Source organism: Rhizobium jaguaris, from assembly GCF_003627755.1.
GTDB lineage: Bacteria > Pseudomonadota > Alphaproteobacteria > Rhizobiales > Rhizobiaceae > Rhizobium > Rhizobium jaguaris.
On sequence record NZ_CP032694.1, the window covers coordinates 1,409,702 to 1,428,520 of the forward strand.

Below are 18,819 nucleotides of genomic sequence, written 5' to 3' on the forward strand. Positions count from 1 at the left end.
CAGCCTCCGCTCGCATTTGGTGCCTTAACTACATGAAGACTCCGATGGTTGCCAGCCGACAGAACTGGTTTATTCGCAATCGAATGACGATGCTGACGGGTGCTGTCGTCTTTGCCTATGCCGCCTTCATCGAATGGTTCTGGGGCTGGAGTTCGATCCTGGCGCAATGGGGCAAAGTCGGTGTCCTGCCCATTTTGTTGGCAATGGCGCTGCTGACCAGCACCTACTTCCTGCGCACCTGGCGCATCTACGATTATTTCCCGAAGGAGACCGGCGGCCATTTCACCGCGCTCTTCCGCGTGACGCAGGTCCACAATCTCCTCAATATCATGATGCCTTTCCGCACGGGGGAGACCAGCTTCCCGGTGCTGATGCGTTCCGAATTCGGAATTCCCCTGGCGCGCGGCACCTCGGCGCTGTTTGTGATGCGGCTGTTCGACCTGCATGCGTTGCTCGCCGCGGCCGGCATCGGCTTGGCGCTAGCCTCGCCCTATCGCGCTCTTGCCTTGGTCATATGGCTTGTTTTCCTGCTTTTACCGGTCGCCGGTTTTGTCCTGCGCCGCCCGCTGATCAAATTTGCCGCCAAGGCATTGCCGAAGAGGGCGCAGGGGCTCGTGCATGAGCTGGAACGTGGCTTGCCGGCTAATGCCGGTGCTTTTGCTCGCGCCTGGTTGGCGACCGTCGTCAATTGGCTTGTGAAGGTCGTGGTGCTTGCCTGGGCGCTCCGCCTTATGAATGTCACGCCGCTGTCGGCAAGTTTCGGCGGCGCGCTCGGCGGCGAGCTCTCCTCCGTACTGCCGGTGCATGCGCCCGGAGGCGTAGGCACCTATCCCGCAGGCATCACCGCCGGCGCCATGGCTTTCGGAGCGCCGGCGCAAAAGGCTGCGCTCGACAATCTGGCGCAGGCCAGCATCAGCGCACATCTCCTGATCGTCGTTTCGGCTCTGACGGGGACGGCACTCGCCTTGCTTGTCCCCAAGAAGCACCCCTGACGCGGCCTGTCACCCGGTCTTGCCGGCAAGTCCTGCCAGTCGCCTGCGGAGGAACGCCTGCTCAGGCGCCTGATGGCAAAGCGAAAGTGCCGTCTCATAGGACTGCCGCGCTTCATCTTTGAGGTTGAGCTGGCGCAGGAAATCAGCCTTTGCCGCGTGGGCCAGATGATATCGAGCCAACCTGTCTTCGCTCAGGAGGCCGTCGACGATCTCGAGCGCGGCCGCCGGCCCGTCGCACATTGAAACCGCGACTGCCCGGTTGAGCTCGATCACCGGTGATGGATGCGCTACCAGCAGCAGATCATAAAGCGCCACGATCCGCCGCCAGTCCGTTCGCTCCGCCGTTGCCGCGCGTGCATGCTCGGCGGCGATTGCAGCCTGCAATGCATAACTGCCGACGCTTTCGCCCGCCATCGCCTCCGCGGCGAAGGCCAGTCCCTCGCGGATTCTTCGGATGTCCCAGAGCTCACGGTCCTGATCCGCAAGCAGGATAAGATCGCCTGAAGGAGTTGCCCGTGCCAGCCGTCGCGAATCCTGCAGAAGCATCATCGCAAGCAGTCCGGCAACCTCCGCATCGGGCAGCAGCCTCAGAAGCAGGCGACCGAGGCGAATGGCTTCGGCAGCGAGGTCGGCGCGGATGATCGCAGCGCCGGACGAGGCGGAATAGCCTTCGTTAAAGACGAGGTAGATAACGTGCAGCACCTGCGCCAGCCGCTCCGGCAACTCCGCCTTCGCCGGAACCTCATAGGGAATCTGGGCGGCACGAATGCGGTTCTTGGCGCGAACGATACGCTGGGCGACGGTCGGCGCGGAGATGAGGAAAGCATGGGCGATCTCTTCCGTCGTCAGGCCGCAGACCTCGCGCAAAGCCATCGCCATCTGTGCGTCCGCAGGAATGAGCGGATGGCAGCAGGTGAAGATCAGCCTGAGCATATCGTCTTCGATCTCTTCGCTTTCGGCGATCTCGGTCAATTGGCCCTCCGGATACAGGCTGTCGACGATATCGGCCTCGGAGGCGTTGAAACGCGCTCGCCGCCGGATGTGGTCGATGGCCCGGAAGCGGCCAGTCGAAACCAGCCAGGCATAGGGGTTGGCCGGGATAGCCTCTTCCGTCCATTGCTGCGCCGCTGCCGCAAAGGCGTCGTGAAGAGCCTCCTCCGCCCGGTCGAAATCGCCGAGCAGGCGGATCAGCGTCGCAAGTACGCGGCGCGATTGACTGCGGTAGATATCGTCGATGGTTTCGTTCAGCGACACGGCCGTGTTCTGTTCTCCCTGTCAGGTGCCGGGAAGGGTCAGTATCCGGATCGGACGGATTTCGATGGCGCCGTATTGGGCAGAGGGGATGCGGCGGGCAATTTCGGTTGCACCGGCCATGTCAGGCGCCTCGATGACATAGAAGCCTGCGAGATGCTCCTTCGTTTCTACGAACGGGCCGTCTGTTGTGGAAAGCACCGATCCGCGCGCGCGGATGACGATCGCGTTGTCGGGGGTCCCCAGCGCATCCGACCAGATCATTGTACCTCTGCGCCTTAGGCTCTCGTCGTACTCAAAGTGGTCGGCGATCAGGGTATCACCCTCGCTGGGAGTCAACGTACTGTCCAGGTCGGCCGGCATGTAGATCAAGCATAAAAACCGCATGTCCATGTCCTCCCGCTCTTTACCTATTCGTTCGGAAACCGGATATCATAGGCCGCGCGGACCTCGATCATGCCATAGCGGGCGACAGGGAAGGTGGCGGCGATGCTGGCAGCCTCTTCCATATCCTTCGCCTCGATCAGCACGAAACCGCCGAGATGCTCCTTCATTTCGGCAAAGGGGCCGTCGCTGACCGTGGCCTCGCCCCTGCGCACCCGAACCGTTCTGGCGGTCTGCGGGGCTCGCAATGCATTTGCTACGACGATATGTCCGCTGTCGCGCAGCCTGTTGTCGTTGTCGATGGACTCCTGCGTCAGCCGCCGACCTTCTTCCTCGGTGAGGGTCATGATCTCGGCGGTGTCGAACCAGACCTGGCAGAGAAATTTCATCGTCGCCTCCTTAAGCTTCAGGACCGAAGGAATAGATCGGCCGCACTTCGATGCTGCCGAGCTTTGCAAGCGGAATACCGGCTGCGACACGGATCGCGTCGTTGAGATCCTTGGCCTCGATCAGGATGAAGCCGCCAAGATGCTCCTTGGTTTCGATGAATGGGCCGTCCGTCACCGACGTTTCCCCGCCGCGCACCCGCACCGTTACGGCCGATCGTGGCGATTGCAGTGCTTCGGCATGGATCATATGCCCGCTGGCAGTCAGGTCCCGGTCGTAGGCGAGTGAATCCGAATCGAGCCTGTGCTTTTCCTCTTGTGTCATGGCCTCGAGCTTCGAGCCGTCGAACCAGACCTGACAAAGATATTTCATCGCAGCGCCTCCGCTTTCCGTTTGCTGATAGCCATAGACGAGCGGGCCACGCGCAAATCGACATCCCGACCACCAGCATGACAAAAAATTTCATCGCTGTCGAAAAAGAGCGAAGCCGCTCGACAAGGTTCCATCATCACCAACGGAGAGACGGATATGCAAACCTTGGAAACAGCTCTGGTGAATCATTGGTGCGGGAAGACATTGTCGGAGAAGGATCTGATGGAGCCGGCCGGGCTCGGGAAGGTCGTTCTGCGTACCATGGCCGGCTTTGCTGCCCTTGCGGTTCTGATCCTCTGCCTCAATTGGGCGGCAGATCCCGCAATCAATCGGCCGCAGGTAGCGGCCGTTGATCAAATGTGGCCGATGCCGGAGGCAAATAAATAACGGGTGAAGCGCCCGCCCTAACCGAAGGCTGGATACTTCCTGTCGCAAATGTGTCGCGAAACTCAGACTTGTTGCGATCGCAGTGGTCACTTTATCTGGTGGCAAATCGCTTCTTTGCTTCGTCGGTACTCGGCATGTAGAGCGAAACGGCATTTCCATCGGGGTCCCGAAACTGAAACGTTGTGTTGCCCCAAGGCATTGTCTTGAGTTCATGCACGAGGGGCACTTTGTCTTTGAGGCGGGCATATTCGGCGTCGATATCGTCGACCTGAAACTCCAGGACGAGACTGCGATTGGTGCATGGTTCAGCGCTGCCTTCCTTCCAGAGCGCAACCGTTTCCGATGAACCAATCGCTAGTACAGCGCCGGGCAAGACCATTTCGGCGAAGACCGGCGCTAGCCACTGCGCTTTCACGTTTGCGATCATCTCATAGAAGGCGACCAGTTGCTTGATGTCCGCGGTGATGATGCGTGTCGATGCAAATTTCATTGTGGGCTCCTTTTGACATGATGGAGCTTGTCGCACAGCCCTGTTGCCACCATTATGGCAGCAGGAGTCAGCATATGCGTCGAGCCGATCGCCTATTTCAGATCATTCAAATCCTGCGTCGGAGTACCCGGCCGGTGACTGCCGCTGACATTGCGGAAGAACTTGAGGTCTCGAAACGCACCGTCTACCGCGACATTGGCGATCTCATTGGCCAGAGGGTGCCGATTTCAGGGGAGGCCGGCTTCGGCTATTTGCTCGATCCCGCCTACGACATGCCGCCGCTTATGCTTACGCCTGATGAAATCGAGGCTGCGATATTGGGCGCGCAATGGGTCGCCGGCCATTCCGATACTCTCATTGCCAACGCCGCCCGTGATGTCATCGTCAAAATCGCGGCCGCCGTTCCTGAAAACTTGCGGCCGTTTATCGCCGAGCCAAGCATAGGCGTGAAACCAGGTTCGCGCCCGCCAACTGAAATCATTGATGTTGCCGACATCCGGGAAGCAATCCGTCAGAGACGTAAATTGGCGCTGTGCTATCAGGCGGAGAACGGCGAGATAACCGACCGCATCGTGTGGCCAGTCATCCTCGGCTATGCCGAGAGCCATCGGATGCTGGTGGCTTGGTGCGAATTACGGCAGGATTTCAGGCACTTCCGCTGCGACAGGATCACCAGGGCAATTCTGTGCGATGGAACTATCGGCCTGCGCGTCGGCGAGCTCCGCCGGAAATGGCAGCAATGGAGAGCGGAACGATTTAAGCCAATCCAGAACCGCACTTAGGAAATAGGGAGCTGCGTTAAAAGCGCTGCACAAAATCCGAGAAGGCAACATAAAATCTGGACACTTGATCGGCCGGCGCATCGTTTTCCGGCCAGATCGCGATTAGCTCTTCAAGTTCCGTCTTGATCGCATGGAAGGTGTCCAGCCCCTCCTGCTCACTGCCGACAAAAACAGTGTAGACCATATTGCCGTAGAGGCCGCAGGTAATGGCAAATGGCACGCGGTCACACCTCTCAAGTGTGACCCGCGCCGGCGCCGTGTTCTTCGTCCAAAACAATGACGCCACCTTCTGAACCCCGAAGGCCGACTGTCGAACCGCTATCAAAGCTCATCCACGGCACGACATTTTCCTCTGCCAATGTGATTGCCGCCTTATCGATAGGTCACTGAAACGCCGTTTCGAAGAAACTGCGCAGCTTGCGTGAATGCAGCGCTTCCGGCGGCATTGCCGCCAGCTTCTGGATGGCGCGGATGCCTATCTGCAGATGCTGGTTCACCTGCGTCCGGTAGAAGGCGGTCGCCATGCCGGGCAGTTTCAGCTCGCCGTGCAGCGGCTTGTCCGAAACGCAGAGCAGCGTGCCGTAGGGAACGCGGAACCGGAAACCGTTGGCGGCAATCGTCGCCGACTCCATGTCGAGCGCCACGGCGCGCGCCTGCGACAGCCGCTTGACGGGACCGGCCTGGTCACGCAGTTCCCAATTGCGATTGTCGATCGTGCAGACCGTGCCGGTGCGCATGATGCGTTTCAGCTCGAATCCTTCGTAGCCGGTGATCTCGGCGACCGCCGCTTCCAGCGCCACCTGCACTTCGGCAAGCGCCGGGATCGGCACCCACACCGGCAAGTCGTCGTCGAGAACGTGATCCTCGCGCATATAGGCATGCGCCAGCACGTAGTCGCCGAGCCGCTGGCTGTTGCGCAGACCGGCGCAGTGGCCGAGCATCAGCCAGGCATGGGGGCGGAGCACGGCGACATGGTCGGTGATCGTCTTGGCGTTGGACGGGCCGACGCCGATATTGATCATCGTGATACCCGCATGGCCCTTCATTTTCAGATGATAGGCCGGCATCTGCGGCAGCCGCGGTGGGGTCGGGTTCCCGTCTGGTTGGCTGGAGCCGGCCGGCGTGATGATATTGCCCGGCTCGACGAAGGCAGTGTAGCCGTCGCCGCCCTTGGCCATCAGATCGCGCGCCCAGTTGCAGAATTCGTCGATATAGAACTGATAGTTCGTAAAGAGCACAAAGTTCTGGAAATGCGTCGCACTGGTTGCGGTATAGTGAGCGAGGCGCGCGAGCGAATAGTCGATGCGTTGCGCGGTAAACGGCGCCAAGGGTGATGGCTGGCCCGGCGGCGGGATATATTCGCCATTGGCGATTTCATCGTCGGTGGTGTTCAGGTCCGGCGCATCGAAGAGATCGCGCAGCGGAATATCTTCGAAAGCAGTGGCGGAAGCTTCCACATGCGCCCCTTCGCCGAAGGCGAAATGCAGTGGGATGGGTGTCGTTGATTCCGACACGAGCACCGGCACATTATGGCTGCGCATCAGCTGCGCCAATTGTTCTTTCAGGTAATACCGAAAAAGCTGCGGGTGGGTGATGGTAGTCGTGTAGACGCCCGGCGCGGTGACGTGGCCGTAGGAGAGACGCGTGTCGACATGGCCGAAGCTCGTCGTCTCGATGCAGACCTGCGGATAGAAGGCGCGATAGCGTGCCGTGATCGGAGCGCCCTTGGCGAGCTTGGTAAAGCTGTCGATCAGGAAAGCGGTGTTGCGCTCATAAAGCGCGGTGAGCGCATCGACTGCTTTGGCCGGATCATCGAAGCTCTGCGGCTGAAACGGACTGGGTGAGGAAATATCGAGGGGTGAAAAAGGAGAGATTCGGTTGCTCATGAGCTATTATAGAATGTCGTCCTTAACAAGCAAACGACGTTGCAAGGCACCGTCCGGGATTTTCGCAGCTATTTTCATGCTGTTTTGTGGTTCGATTCTCGAAGATCGGTGAAAAGCTGCCGATTACTGCACTGTCGTGCAATAAGGGCTGCCTGTCTGCAGGCAGGTGAAGCTTGCACCAAAATGCGATTGCGAGCCGCTGCGGCCGGTATGGTCGACTGCCATCGAAAACGTGACCGCAAAGATGGCCGCAAACAGCATGATGATGGCGAAGCGCCGCGCTATGATGATTGTGTTCATATTCCTGGCCCTACCCGTGCCCTATACTGGACACTGTTTTGCCATGGTCAGGCTGAACAGGTGCTGAGATACCGGTTCATCCGGCGTTCAGAAAGACTAGCGCGCTCGCGACTTTGAACCGAAGGTCTTCTCCGGCGCGGAGGACGTATTGATTTGGCCTTACGTCCCCCGGCGAAGTACTTTCTATAGCTTCGTCCAAGTTTGTGATTTGCAGAATATCTTCAATACGCACCCCTGCATTTTCACGGTATTACCGCTTACTATGCCGGTCCCGCTATAGGTCTTGTTGTCCTCGGGATCTGTAAGTTCGCCCGTGTAGGTGCCGTCCTTGCCCTCCATCTTGCCGACCTGCCGACCGGCATATTCCCCGGTCTGCAATGTCACGCAGTAACCACTGCCGCAACGCGTGACGACGGCGGTCTCGCCGTCCTCGGTCTTCCATTTGCCGACAATCGACTCTTCGGCCAAAGCCGCACTCGCGCTGAAAACCAGTGCGGCGGCGAGAATGGTGGCGCGGATCATATCTTTCCTCCCCCAAGGTTCTCCGGCGCGGGGGCCGGGATTGCGGTGAGACTATTCAGCGCGAAGGCAAAGGTAAATACTCTTCGTCGGGGGCAATTTTACGGCTTTCCTCACCTCGGAAGCTCACCGAAAAATAACGCGCCTTGTTTCAGTGGCTGCTTTCGTGGTGAACGAAGAGTTTAAATCCAAACCTTAACGATGGGTAAAACTCGCTCGAAAATCCTTAATTTGCAAGGGAAGCGATGTTTAACAAAATCCCAAGTTTACCAAGCATTTGTACTTTGTTTGCATCGAATTAAGCATGCATTTTAGCCGTTTTTTGAAAGCCGTCTGCGATAGTGAAGCCATCAAACGAGCGGGGCAAACCCGCCGACCGGAAGGATCATCAAGCCGCGATAGACGGCAAGGTCCGGAAGGAAAAACAGGGTCGATAACGAATAGACTGAAACAGGGATTAAACCGATGGCACGCTTCGAAATACCGACATCCGAAATGGCCATGATGGGTGGCAACAGCGCCGACGCTCTTTGTGAACTGGGCGTGATCCATGCGACCGGCAGGGGCTGCAAGGCCGACCTCGTTGCCGCCCACAAATGGTTGAACATCGCCGCCATCAAGGGCAGTGACCGCGCCGCCGAGCTTCGCGCCGACGTCGCAGCCTCGCTGACCAAGATGGAGCTCGCCGCAGCGCTCCGCGCCGCCCGCGAATGGATGACCACGCACTGAAGCGCGCCACAAGGAATACGAGAACAAAAGCCTCGGAAGAGGGGACAAACAGCGGGCGGAGAGGCACGCTGTGACTATCAGAAAACCGCGACCGGCCGGAAACAAGGCCGGCGCGGTTTCTTGCTTCGCGGAGCATCCATTTGGCCTCTCAAGACGCATCTGTCGCTGCAAATGGTGCGCGCAATATAATCGATCTATAGTTGTGAATATGGTTGTGATAAAGCTCTCAGAATTCGCTGTAAACGAGTAGACTGATGCCCCGTTGATGGCCCTTTCTTTGAGACCTCGAAATGAGCACCCAACTGTCGCTGAAATTTGAGTTTGCCTATGACAAGGGCAGACTGCTGCTATTTTCCTTGGTTCTGTCGGTTTTTGCTGTCGGCTGCGTGTGGATATCCTATCGTCCCGTTAGGACCGAAAACCCTCTGATCGGCCCGATCCTGATGTGGCCGGCAGCGGTACTTCTTGGCCTTGCTGCACTTAGCTTGCTAGCCAAGCTGTTTAGAAGCGCGCCGGGACTGGTGATTTCGGGCGCCGGAATTCACATCGAAAGCTTCGCTGCCGAAACAATACCATGGCTGGCCCTACGAGACCTCGAAAGAATTCAGAGCAGGGGAACGGACAACCTTGTACTTCGCCTCGATCCGGCTGTCGCCGGCACTCTGAACCGACGCGGATTGATAAGCAGGCTCCCGAAAGTGCTTCGGGGCTCAGGGACGAAGGCGGGAATTTCGCTGAAAATCTTGCAGGGCGATCCGGACTGGATATTCGAGCAATGCTGGGATTTTCTAAGAAGGGCCCGCGAGGACAACCGCACCGCCGCGACAAATGCCGGCTCCGCCGCGCTATTCGATAGCGATTACGAGACTGTGCATGCCGCCGCAATACATGGCCAGCCCCTGTTTACGTATGCGCTGATTGCCGTCCTGGCTAGCGTTTATGCAGGGGAACTCGCCTTTGGCGTCGACGCTCCCGACAAGGGTTCCCCGACAGTTCAAACGTTGCTGGTGTTGGGAGGAACCTTTCGCAACAGCGTTCTCGTCGCTGGTCAATGGTGGAGGCTTTTTACCGCGCCTTTCCTGCATGCGAACCTCCTTCACCTGGCCTTTAACTGCTTCGCGCTTTGGTTCGCCGGCAGGCTGCTCGAACGCCTCATCGGCTGGCGCTGGTTCGCTGGTCTGTTTTGCATCAGCGCCCTCGGCGGATCCGTAGCCTCCTTGCTGATCAATCCCGACAATCTCGTGGCCGTTGGGGCCTCCGGTGGGATCGTCGGCCTGTTTGCCGCCATTATCGTGCTGAGTTTTCATTTCCGCTCCGGTTCGCTCCCGACGTCGCTGCGAGTTGGAGCAATCCGAATATTGATACCGTCCTTGATACCGTTCATATCGCGAACGCAGGACGGCATGCACATCGACTACGCAGCGCACCTGGGAGGAGCCGTGGCCGGCGGAGCAATAGCCCTGATACTGTTGACTGCCTGGCCTCGCGTGCGTCCGCGTCCCCGTTTCAGTGCTGCAGCGTTAACAATCAGCATCGCGTTTGGTGTCATTGCAGCCGTCTCGCTCTGGCCCATCAGCCAGATCCGCGCCGACCTTCTCACGAACCCGTTTGCACAATATTTCCGGGGGCAATATCAACTGGCGGCACAGGACTTCGCCGTTAAAGCGCAGCAGGACGAGAAAGCCGCGCCCTATTATCATCTCTGGCGTTATCTCGCTCAAGAGCAGGGCAAGGACGCTGACGCAGCTGCCGACCTACGTGCCGAGGCCGGGAAGCTTGATCAAGCGAAATGGCCCTATCCCGTCTACAGGCTCTTGCTCGGCGAATTGAATCCCGCCGAGGTGATTGCAAAAGCCTCTGACAACAACGCTCTCTGCGAAGCGATCTTTTATGTCGGCGAATGGCATCTGATCCGGAAAGAGATTCCGGATGCCCGCCAGCAATTTCGGGCCGCGTCGCTGTCTTGCCCTTCAACCTTCATGGAATATGACGGCGCCCGAGGAGAGTTGCAGAGACTTCTCGCACAGTAGTTTTCAAAAACGACCCGACGCAAGTGACGGCTCCGGAAGTGAGGTCAATTGCTGTGCCGGCGACAGAAATCGCCGATGATTTTCAAACGCCGCTGTACTCAGCCGATCGCCTTCAACACCTTTGGCAGTGCTTCGGCCAGAAGATCGAGATCGCCCTCGGGACCGACGCTGATGCGGATGCAGCGATTGAGTGGCGCCACGCCCGGCATGCGGATAAAGACGCCATGCTGAATCAGCCCATCGACGATGGCACGTGCGTAGGCACCGTCGCGGCCGCAATCGACGGCGACGAAATTGGTAGCGGAGGCAAGCGGCGAAAGCCCGTTGTCACGGGCGATCATGCCGATGTGCTCGCGGGCAGCGTGAATCTTGCCGACGACTTCGGCGAGGTAGGCCTGATCCTTCAGTGCCGAGAGCGCGGCGGCCGTCGCCAGCCGGTTCATGCCGAAGTGATTGCGGATTTTGTCGAAAGCGAGCACCGTTTCCGGCACGCCGATGGCATAGCCGACACGGGCGCCGGCCAGGCCGTAAGCCTTGGAGAAGGTGCGGGTGCGCAGGACGTTCGGCAGGCCGATCAGCGCCAAGATATCGGGCAATGAACTGGCAGGCCCTGTCTCGCTGTAGGCTTCGTCGAGAACGAGAAGGCAGCTTTCCGGCAGAGCGCGGGCAAAGGCGACGATCTTGTCGGCATCCCACCAGCTCCCCATAGGATTATCGGGGTTGGCGAAATAGACCAGCGGCGCATTCTCGCGCCTTACCGCCTCCAGCAGGCCGTCGAGATCCTCGCGATCATTGACATATGGCACCGTCACCAGCCGTCCGCCGAAGCCGGCGACATGGAAATTGAAGGTCGGGTAGCCGCCGAGCGAGGTGACGACGGGTGTTCCCGGCTCGACGACCATACGCACGATCAGACCGAGCAGGCTGTCGATGCCTTCGCCGACGGCGATATTCGCAGGCTTGACACCGAGATGCGCGGCGAGCGCCTCCTTCAGCGCGAAATTTTCCGGGTCATTGTATTTCCAGATATCGCCAGCCTGCTCGCGCATGGTCTCGATGACGGAGGGGGCGGGGCCGAAGCCATTTTCATTGGCGCCGATGCGCGCCCCCACGGTCAATCCGCGCTGGCGTTCAAGGGCCTCCGGGCCGACGAAAGGCACGGTGGAGGGAAGGGCGCTGATCAGCGGCGTGAAGCGCGAAAAGGCGGACATTCTGGCTAGTTTTCCCCAACTCGTTGCAAGGCGCAGCACAATAGGCGCTTGGCGAGCCGTTGCAAGGGCGGAAAAACCTGAAGCCGAGACCTATTGGCGCTTGCCGCGCGCTGCAAGCGCCTCGGCGTTGCCGATCATGAAATCGGCGCGCACGACGCGTCTCAATGTTTCCGGCTCGATCAGGTTGATGAAGCGAACGTTGACGCGATTGTCCATCCGATTGATTTCGGCACAGCCGATGCGATAGGCAAGGCCAAGAATGTTCAGATAATAATGCGTCGGCAGGCCCACGGTCGTACCGACCACGAAACTGGCGCCGCCTTGTGAAATGTCGACGATCTCGGCGCTACGCACCGAAATGCCTGTCAGGCATGGGCGCACGGAAATGAGACGGGCCGGCCGTTGAACGAAGAACCGTTCCCACCTGTGCTCGTAGACTTCGGATTTGACTTTCGCCAGATGCGTTGCGCGAAGCATTGTCATTCCCCGTTTGAGGCCACCGAATTCATCTCGGTTACAGCATGAACCTTGCACGAAGATTTTGCATAAGCGTCAATTGCGCCAATCGAATTTTAACGAATCGGGCGTTTTTCACTCGGTTGGGCGATATCGCGCGCCAAGCATGCGGTTTTTGAACCCTTCGCGTCATGAGACGTTCTCCTTCGTCGGCGGTTTTTTACCGTGACATGCAGCATGAGGACGGGATGATGGTCGATATCAAAATTTCGCGAGGAACCTGGGTCGTGGTTTGCGACGGCGCAAAGGCGCTGATCCTGAAGAGTTCGAACGGCGGCCCGCATCCGGATTTGCGAACCTGCGAAACCATGGAGCAGCCGCATGCACCGGATCGGGAACTTGGCGCGGACAAACCGGGACGCACGCACCAGGCCGAAGGTTTCGCCGGCAGCGCCGTGGAAGAAACGGAATGGCATGAACAGGCAGCGGTCGAGTTCCTGAAGGGCGTTGCGGTGAAGGTCGATGCGCTCGTGCAGACGAAGGGTATCAACCGCCTCATTCTTGTGGCGCCGCCGCGCGCACTTGGCGTCCTGCGGCCCCATCTCGGGGCTCATTCGCAAGCGGTCATCGTGGCCGAAGTCGCCAAGGACTTGACGAATTTTCCGGTCGATCAGATTGAGCGCCATCTAGTCGCTTGAAGAGACGGGAGGGCGCGAAAACACCGCCGTCCCTCGACGCACGCGCCTGCACGGCGTCGCTTGCTGCAGGCGCGTTGCCTCGTCTTGACATCGGCTTTGGTTTCGATCATACGAAAATCCGGTTCGAGGCGCCGGCCGCTCGCGGATGAAAATCCATGGTGAAGTCCTCGCGAACATGGTCACAGCCATCTGGCGCATGCTGACTGGCGGTAATGCGAGCTCCGATCTGCAGTCGTAAACGCATGCCTTCTGAGAGGCTGATTTCGTGACGACGATCTATCCGTCCATTGATGAATTGAAAGAGCAGGCCAAACGTCTGCGGCAGGCAATGGCTGCGCGCGGCGGCGATGTGGCCCACAGCGCGGCCTTGGAACTGATCGCCAAGCAATATGGGCTGCGCGACTGGAACACGCTGTCTGCACTTGCGGCAAAACCGAATGCAGCGCCCAGCGCACCGGTTGCCGTGGGAACCGCGGTCCGCGGCCGCTACCTGAACCAGCCCTTCACCGGCAAGGTTCTGGCGCTGTCGGAGCAGTCCGGCGGGCTTTACAGGATCACCATCCATTTCGACGCTCCGGTGGATGTCGTGACCTTCGAGAGCTTCTCGGCCTTCCGCCAGCGCATCAACGCCCAGATCGATGTCAACGGCATTTCGCCGCGCAGGACCTCCGACGGCGTGCCGCATCTGGTGCTGGACATCTAGCATTCATCCTTTCATCAATCGATCGCAGCCGTCATCTGGCGGCGCGCGATGCTGCCTGGATTTTTTCCATGACGAATCATTCCGAAAGCAACATGTTCCTGAGCGGCTGGCTGCCGGGCGTCTTTGCCCGCGCCGCCACGCCGATCATCATGATCACGACCATCAACGGCCTGTTTGCCGTCGTCGACGCTTATTTTCTTGGCGTTTATGTGGGTGCCGATGCCCTCTCGGCGGTCAGCCTCATTTTTCCGGCGCTGATGCTCCTGATTGCGCTGCAATCCTTGGTCTTCAACGGCATGGCGAGTATCCTGGCGCGCCGATTGGGGGCGGGAGACCGAGCCGGCGCAAAACAAGTTTTTAGCGCCGCCCACGGCCTGGCCCTGGCGGTGGTCATCCTGGTCAACGCCGTCTATTGGACAGCCGGGCGGCAAGTCATCGCCGCAAGTGCGGAGGGTAACGCAGCCGTCGCCGGCAATGCCGCTGTTTTCATGAGCGTCATGGTCGGTTTTGCGCCTGTGAGCTTCCTTTTGTCGGTGCATATCGACGGCCTGCGTTGCGAGGGCAAAATCGGCTTCATGACGCTGGTGACGCTTGCCTCGACCCTGCTCAATATCCTCGCCAACTGGCTGCTGATGGCGGTCATGCATTGGGGCGTCATCGGCTCAGCCGCCGGTTCGATTGGGGCGCAATTCATTTGCCTGGCGATCGTCCTGTTCTATCGCTGGCGGCGGCCCGGTACGCTCGGGCCGTCGATATCATTTCCGATGGCTGAATGGCGCGGGATCGTCGCTTTCGGTGCGCCGATGAGCCTCGGGTTCATCGGCATATCCCTGAGTTCGGCATCGATCCTTTTCAACCTGTCGATCTGGCACCAAGGAGACTATGTCGCGACTGTCGGCGCTTACGGCATCATCACCCGTGTGATGACCTTCGCCTATCTGCCGCTCCTCGGTCTCGGCATCGCCCTGCAGACGATATCCGGTCACAATCACGGCGCCGCGCTTCCGGCCCGTGTCGGCCAAAGCCTGCAGATCGCCATGGTATCGGCGCTAGTCTATTGCACTGTTGTGGAGCTGGTCGTCGAAATGTTCGCGGGCAGACTGGGCGGCGTTTTCGTTAGTGATTCCGTCATCATCGCCGAGGTGGGACGGATACTGCCGTGGACGGTCGGTGCCTATTTCCTGTTCGGGCAGATGATTGTGCTGTCGTCCTATTTCCAGTCGATCGGCGATGCGAAGCGAGCAGCGATCTTCGGCCTGGCACGGCCCTATCTCTTCACGCTACCGCTGACATTCCTACTGCCTTTCATCTTCGGCGAAACCGGAATCTGGGTGGTGCCGGTCTTCGCCGAAACAGGAATGCTTCTGCTCGCCTGGTTGGTGTTATCGCGCAACGCCAGGGACCGCGGCTGGCGATACGGTCTGCTGCCGGCGTGAGCATAAAGGCCGCGTCTTGAGACGCGGCCTTCCAGTTCGGTGGCAACTAGGCCTTGAGAAGCCACTCATGTTCCGGCGCGTTATGGAACTTCCAGACGCGTTTCGGACCGGCCATGACGTTGAGATAATAGAGGTCGTAGCCATGGCAGGCGGCGCAGGGATGGTATCCTTTCGGCACCAGTGTTACGTCGCCGTCCTCCAGCACCATGACTTCGTCCAGCGAGCGATCGTCGGTATAGACGCGCTGGAAGCCGAAACCCTGCGGCGGGTTCAGGCGATGATAGTAGGTCTCCTCGAGGAAGCTTTCGTTCGGCAGATTGTCTTGATCATGCTTGTGGGGCGGATAGGACGAGGTATGGCCGCCCGGTGTGATGACTTCGACCACCAGCAAGGAGTGAGCCGCGCCATCGTCTTCCGGCATGATGTTGTTGACGTAGCGGACATTGGTGCCCTTGCCGCGCGTCAGGGCAGGGTGGGTGCCCGGTGGGATGGCGCGCGCTTCATAGGAGCCGCCGCCCGGTGCCGAGCAGACGGCAAGTTCCAGCTCGGTCTCTGCGGTCACCGACCAGTTCGATCCTGCTGGAACATAGAGCGCGTGGGGCGCGCCCTCGAAAGGAGACATGCGCTCGCCGAGCGAGCCGAAATCCTTGATACCTGCCTTGGCGCTTCCCTTGCCGCTGACCCATACGAGGCAGACCTCGCGATCGCCGGTTTCCGCCGAAGCCGTCTCGCCCGGCTTCAGGCGATGGAGGTCGAACCCGACATAGGTCCACCCGGCGCTTTCGGGCGTGACATGTGTAACGCGACCATGGGAGCCATCGGGTTTGACCTTTAGATTTGGCATTGGTGTTTTTCCTTCGTTGCTTGGGGAGAGGCCTTCGGTTCCCTCTATCCCTTGGGAAAGCCCTCTGTTTCCACCGCATAGCCTGCTGTCGTCATGACACGCATCAATTCGGCATGCCCGATCTCGGCCATTTTCTGCGGCGGCGCCTTGCGCGGGTCCTGTTCGGCCTCGACGACGAACCAGCCTTCATAGCCGTAATCCGCCAGACGCTGGACGATGGCGCCGAAATCGAGCGAGCCGTCGCCCGGTACCGTGAACGCGCCGAGCGCCACTGCGTCGAGGAAGGACTGTCGGCTGCGATCCAACCCATCAATAACCGGCTTGCGGATATCCTTGACGTGAACATGGTTGATGCGGGCGTGGTGGTTGTCGATGGCGCGCAGCACGTCGCCGCCGGCAAAGGCCAGATGCCCCGCATCGAGCAGAAGCGGAATGCCGTCGCCGGAATTGCGCATGAAGGCGTCGAGTTCCGGCTCGGTTTCCACGACGGCGGCCATGTGATGGTGATAAGAGAGCGGCATGCCTTGCTCGGCGCACCATTCGCCGAACTCGGTCACGCGGCGGGCATAGGCCTTCATCTCGTCATCCGAAAGGCGCGGCTTGGTGGCGAGCGGCTTGGAGCGGTCGCCCTGGATGGAACGGCCGACTTCACCATAGACGATGCAAGGCGCATTGACCGCCTTGAACAGCTCGATCATCGGAGCGATGCGGTCCTTGTTCGCAGCAAGCTCCTCATTGACAAGCGTGCCCGAGAACCAGCCGCCGCAGAGCGTCACGTCGGCGGCCCGTAGGATGGGCAGCATTTCATCAGGATTGCTGGGGAAACGCCGGCCCTGTTCCATGCCGGTGAAGCCGGCGCTGCGCGACTGGCGCAGGCATTCCTCGAGAGATACGTCGTCGCTGAGCTCAGGAAGATCGTCGTTCCACCAGGCGATGGGCGACATGCCGAGTTTGGCCTTCATCAATGGTCTCCTTGAAAGCATTGTTTGGAGGAGCAGGACCGCTCCTCCAGAAAAATGACGGAAATCGATCAGCCTATACGCTGGGCGTTGCGCGCTTGCTCGTAGGCGGCGCGGGCCTTGTTGACCTCGGCGCGCGGGCTGACCTCGGGAACAGCGACATCCCACCAATGCCCGCCTTCGTCCGTCGTGATCAGCGGATCGGTATCGATGACGATGACCGAAGTGCGATCGTTCTTCTTCGAAGCCTCGATCGCCTGCTCCAGCTCGGCGATGGACGCGACCTTGACGGCCACGGCGCCCATGCTCTCGGCATGCGCTCGGAAATCGATCTCCGGCATCACCTCGTGACGGGCATCCTTCAAGAGATTGTTGAAGTTCGCGCCGCCGGTCGCCATCTGCAGCCGGTTGATGCAGCCGTAGCCTCTGTTGTCGAGGAGGACGACGATGAGCTTCAGGCCGAGCATGACCGAGGTCGCCAGCTCCGAATTCAGCATCATGTAGGAGCCGTCGCCGACCATGACGACAACCTCCTTGTCCGGCCGCGCCATCTTCGCGCCAAGGCCGCCGGCGATCTCATAGCCCATGCAGGAGAAGCCGTATTCCATGTGATAGCTGCCGGGCGCGGTCGCCGGCCACAGCTTGTGCAACTCGCCGGGCAGACCGCCCGCAGCGCACAAGAGAATGCTTTTTTCGCCGCTGATCGTGCGGGTGACGGCGCCGATCACCTGGGCATCGGAGGGCAGGGCGGTATTCGTCGTCGCCATCGCCTTGGCGGCAGCTTCCAGCCAGATCTTCTTTTCCCGCGTTGCCTTCTCAACAAGCACTGCCGGCGCTTTCCAGCCAGCAAGGCCTGCGGACAGAACTTTCAGTCCTTCGCGCGCATCTGTCACCAAGGGGTGACCATTGTGCTTCAGCGCGTCATAGGCCGCGATGTTGAGGCCGACCATCGTGAGTTTTTCGTTCTTGAACAGCGCCCAGGAACCGGTGGTGAAATCCTGGCAGCGGGTGCCGACAGCGATGACCAGATCGGTTTCTTCAGCAATCGCGTTTGCGGCCGACGTCCCGGTGACGCCGACCGAGCCGAGCGCCAGCGGGTGCGTCTCGTCGATCGCCGATTTGCCGGCCTGTGTCACAACGACAGGTATGCTATGCGCTTCCGCGAAGGCTGCTAGCTCCTTCGTCGCCTGCGAATACAGCACGCCGCCGCCGGCGACGATCACGGGTTTTTCGGATTTGCGGATCAGCGCGATGGCGTTTGCCAGTTCGTCCGCATCCGGCTGCGGGCGGCGCAGCGCCCACACATGTTCCTCGAAGAAGCTCTCCGGATAGTCGAATGCCTCAGCCTGCACATCCTGGCAAAGCGACAGTGTCACTGGACCGCAATCAAGCGGATCGGTCAGCACCTGCATGGCACGCTTCAGCGCCGTGATGATCTGCTCGGGTCGGGTGATGCGATCGAAATAGCGCGAAACCGGACGGAAGGCGTCGTTGGCCGAAACCGTGCCGTCGCCGAAGTCCTCGATCTGCTGCAGCACCGGATCGGGCGCGCGGTTGGCGAAGACATCACCTGGCAGGAAGAGCACGGGGATGCGGTTGACATGCGCCACGCCGGCGGCAGTCACCATATTCAGCGCGCCGGGGCCGATCGATGTCGTGCAGGCCATGAAGCGTTGGCGGAAACTGGTCTTCGCATAAGCAATGGCAGCATGCGCCATGCCCTGCTCATTGTGGGCTCGGAAAGTTGGCAGCTCCTCGCGCACCTGATAGAGCGCTTCCCCCATTCCGGCGACGTTGCCGTGTCCGAAGATCGCCCAGACGCCGCCGAAGATCGGCAGCTTCTGGCCATCGATCACGGTCATCTGCTTTTTGAGGAAATGCACGACGGCCTGAGCCATCGTCAATCGGATCGTCTTGCCCATGGGGCGCCTCCCAAATGCATCTTAGTCCATTGTTTGCGTATCGCTTTACCCGAAAACCGGTATCCAGTTTTCCGAGCGATG

General features: G+C 59.8%; 22 protein-coding genes and 1 pseudogene. 9 read left to right on the plus strand and 14 right to left on the minus strand.

What is annotated here, in order from left to right:
• Positions 1-32: 32 nt before the first annotated feature.
• On the plus strand, positions 33-992 hold the full coding sequence (locus tag CCGE525_RS06855) for a lysylphosphatidylglycerol synthase domain-containing protein (protein ID WP_120703636.1): 960 nt from the start codon (positions 33-35) through the stop codon (positions 990-992).
• 9 nt (positions 993-1,001) lie between these two features.
• Here CCGE525_RS06855 and CCGE525_RS06860 read toward each other — a convergent pair whose 3' ends face one another.
• From CCGE525_RS06860 to CCGE525_RS06875, 4 genes are read right to left on the minus strand one after another with little or no spacing between them, the layout of a single operon-like run.
• A complete protein-coding gene (locus tag CCGE525_RS06860; protein ID WP_120706296.1) occupies positions 1,002-2,240 on the minus strand; it encodes an RNA polymerase sigma factor in 1,239 nt (412 codons plus the stop codon).
• A gap of 27 nt (positions 2,241-2,267) precedes the next feature.
• Positions 2,268-2,630: a YciI family protein gene (locus tag CCGE525_RS06865; protein WP_120706297.1), complete on the minus strand. Its 363-nt coding sequence runs from the start codon at positions 2,628-2,630 to the stop codon at positions 2,268-2,270.
• A gap of 23 nt (positions 2,631-2,653) precedes the next feature.
• Positions 2,654-3,016: a YciI family protein gene (locus CCGE525_RS06870; RefSeq protein WP_120703637.1), complete on the minus strand. Its 363-nt coding sequence runs from the start codon at positions 3,014-3,016 to the stop codon at positions 2,654-2,656.
• Between the two features lie 10 nt (positions 3,017-3,026).
• Positions 3,027-3,386, minus strand: a complete 360-nt coding sequence (locus tag CCGE525_RS06875) for a YciI family protein (protein WP_120703638.1) — start codon at positions 3,384-3,386, stop codon at positions 3,027-3,029.
• A gap of 156 nt (positions 3,387-3,542) precedes the next feature.
• Here CCGE525_RS06875 and CCGE525_RS06880 point away from each other — a divergent pair, with 156 nt between their 5' ends.
• Positions 3,543-3,773: a hypothetical protein gene (locus tag CCGE525_RS06880; RefSeq protein ID WP_120703639.1), complete on the plus strand. Its 231-nt coding sequence runs from the start codon at positions 3,543-3,545 to the stop codon at positions 3,771-3,773.
• Positions 3,774-3,864: 91 nt separating this feature from the next.
• Here CCGE525_RS06880 and CCGE525_RS06885 read toward each other — a convergent pair whose 3' ends face one another.
• Positions 3,865-4,263, minus strand: a complete 399-nt coding sequence (locus CCGE525_RS06885; protein ID WP_120703640.1) for a VOC family protein — start codon at positions 4,261-4,263, stop codon at positions 3,865-3,867.
• Between the two features lie 74 nt (positions 4,264-4,337).
• Here CCGE525_RS06885 and CCGE525_RS06890 point away from each other — a divergent pair, with 74 nt between their 5' ends.
• Entirely contained in the window at positions 4,338-5,045 is a 708-nt protein-coding gene (locus CCGE525_RS06890; protein ID WP_120703641.1) for a helix-turn-helix transcriptional regulator, read from the plus strand.
• 16 nt (positions 5,046-5,061) lie between these two features.
• Here the strand turns inward: CCGE525_RS06890 and CCGE525_RS06895 are convergent, their stop codons facing one another.
• The 4 genes from CCGE525_RS06895 to CCGE525_RS06905 all read right to left on the minus strand — a co-directional run bounded on the left by CCGE525_RS06895 (position 5,062) and on the right by CCGE525_RS06905 (position 7,753).
• Complete coding sequence (locus CCGE525_RS06895; protein WP_205587437.1) at positions 5,062-5,322, minus strand: hypothetical protein; 261 nt, start codon at positions 5,320-5,322, stop codon at positions 5,062-5,064.
• Between the two features lie 106 nt (positions 5,323-5,428).
• On the minus strand, positions 5,429-6,931 hold the full coding sequence (locus tag CCGE525_RS06900; protein ID WP_120703642.1) for an AMP nucleosidase: 1,503 nt from the start codon (positions 6,929-6,931) through the stop codon (positions 5,429-5,431).
• A gap of 123 nt (positions 6,932-7,054) precedes the next feature.
• Positions 7,055-7,231 carry a hypothetical protein gene (locus CCGE525_RS38245; RefSeq protein WP_162950136.1) on the minus strand — a complete coding sequence of 59 codons (177 nt, stop codon included), beginning with the start codon at positions 7,229-7,231 and terminating at the stop codon, positions 7,055-7,057.
• A gap of 183 nt (positions 7,232-7,414) precedes the next feature.
• Complete coding sequence (locus tag CCGE525_RS06905) at positions 7,415-7,753, minus strand: DUF2147 domain-containing protein (protein ID WP_120703643.1); 339 nt, start codon at positions 7,751-7,753, stop codon at positions 7,415-7,417.
• 462 nt (positions 7,754-8,215) lie between these two features.
• On the opposite strand from CCGE525_RS06905, the gene CCGE525_RS06910 reads away from it, so the two are divergent.
• The 3 genes and pseudogenes from CCGE525_RS06910 to CCGE525_RS06915 all read left to right on the plus strand — a co-directional run bounded on the left by CCGE525_RS06910 (position 8,216) and on the right by CCGE525_RS06915 (position 10,509).
• Positions 8,216-8,479 (plus strand): SEL1-like repeat protein, encoded by a 264-nt coding sequence (locus CCGE525_RS06910; RefSeq protein WP_120703644.1) that lies wholly within the window; start codon positions 8,216-8,218, stop codon positions 8,477-8,479.
• A gap of 290 nt (positions 8,480-8,769) precedes the next feature.
• Positions 8,770-9,066: pseudogene (locus CCGE525_RS39540) on the plus strand (rhomboid family intramembrane serine protease); the annotation flags it as partial.
• A 156-nt stretch (positions 9,067-9,222) separates the two neighbouring features.
• On the plus strand, positions 9,223-10,509 hold the full coding sequence (locus CCGE525_RS06915) for a rhomboid family intramembrane serine protease (protein WP_245472101.1): 1,287 nt from the start codon (positions 9,223-9,225) through the stop codon (positions 10,507-10,509).
• 98 nt (positions 10,510-10,607) lie between these two features.
• On the opposite strand, the gene CCGE525_RS06920 is transcribed toward CCGE525_RS06915, so the two are convergent.
• Together CCGE525_RS06920 and CCGE525_RS06925 are read right to left on the minus strand one after the other, a co-directional pair.
• Positions 10,608-11,720 carry a pyridoxal phosphate-dependent aminotransferase gene (locus tag CCGE525_RS06920; RefSeq protein ID WP_120703646.1) on the minus strand — a complete coding sequence of 371 codons (1,113 nt, stop codon included), beginning with the start codon at positions 11,718-11,720 and terminating at the stop codon, positions 10,608-10,610.
• Between the two features lie 90 nt (positions 11,721-11,810).
• The gene (locus CCGE525_RS06925; RefSeq protein ID WP_162950137.1) at positions 11,811-12,203 is read right to left on the minus strand and encodes a PilZ domain-containing protein; all 393 of its coding nucleotides are present in this window, start codon (positions 12,201-12,203) and stop codon (positions 11,811-11,813) included.
• A gap of 224 nt (positions 12,204-12,427) precedes the next feature.
• Here CCGE525_RS06925 and CCGE525_RS06930 point away from each other — a divergent pair, with 224 nt between their 5' ends.
• From CCGE525_RS06930 to CCGE525_RS06940, 3 genes are all read left to right on the plus strand, one after another.
• Entirely contained in the window at positions 12,428-12,874 is a 447-nt protein-coding gene (locus CCGE525_RS06930; protein ID WP_120706298.1) for a baeRF12 domain-containing protein, read from the plus strand.
• Between the two features lie 265 nt (positions 12,875-13,139).
• Positions 13,140-13,577, plus strand: a complete 438-nt coding sequence (locus CCGE525_RS06935) for a glyoxalase superfamily protein (RefSeq protein WP_120703648.1) — start codon at positions 13,140-13,142, stop codon at positions 13,575-13,577.
• Positions 13,578-13,645: 68 nt separating this feature from the next.
• Positions 13,646-15,013 carry an MATE family efflux transporter gene (locus CCGE525_RS06940; protein WP_120703649.1) on the plus strand — a complete coding sequence of 456 codons (1,368 nt, stop codon included), beginning with the start codon at positions 13,646-13,648 and terminating at the stop codon, positions 15,011-15,013.
• A gap of 46 nt (positions 15,014-15,059) precedes the next feature.
• On the opposite strand, the gene iolB is transcribed toward CCGE525_RS06940, so the two are convergent.
• The 3 genes from iolB to iolD form a co-directional block, all read right to left on the minus strand.
• Entirely contained in the window at positions 15,060-15,857 is a 798-nt protein-coding gene (iolB, locus tag CCGE525_RS06945; RefSeq protein WP_120703650.1) for a 5-deoxy-glucuronate isomerase, read from the minus strand.
• Between the two features lie 44 nt (positions 15,858-15,901).
• The gene (iolE, locus tag CCGE525_RS06950) at positions 15,902-16,819 is read right to left on the minus strand and encodes a myo-inosose-2 dehydratase (protein WP_120703651.1); all 918 of its coding nucleotides are present in this window, start codon (positions 16,817-16,819) and stop codon (positions 15,902-15,904) included.
• A gap of 68 nt (positions 16,820-16,887) precedes the next feature.
• Positions 16,888-18,738, minus strand: a complete 1,851-nt coding sequence (gene iolD, locus CCGE525_RS06955; RefSeq protein WP_120703652.1) for a 3D-(3,5/4)-trihydroxycyclohexane-1,2-dione acylhydrolase (decyclizing) — start codon at positions 18,736-18,738, stop codon at positions 16,888-16,890.
• Between the last annotated feature and the right edge of the window lie 81 nt (positions 18,739-18,819).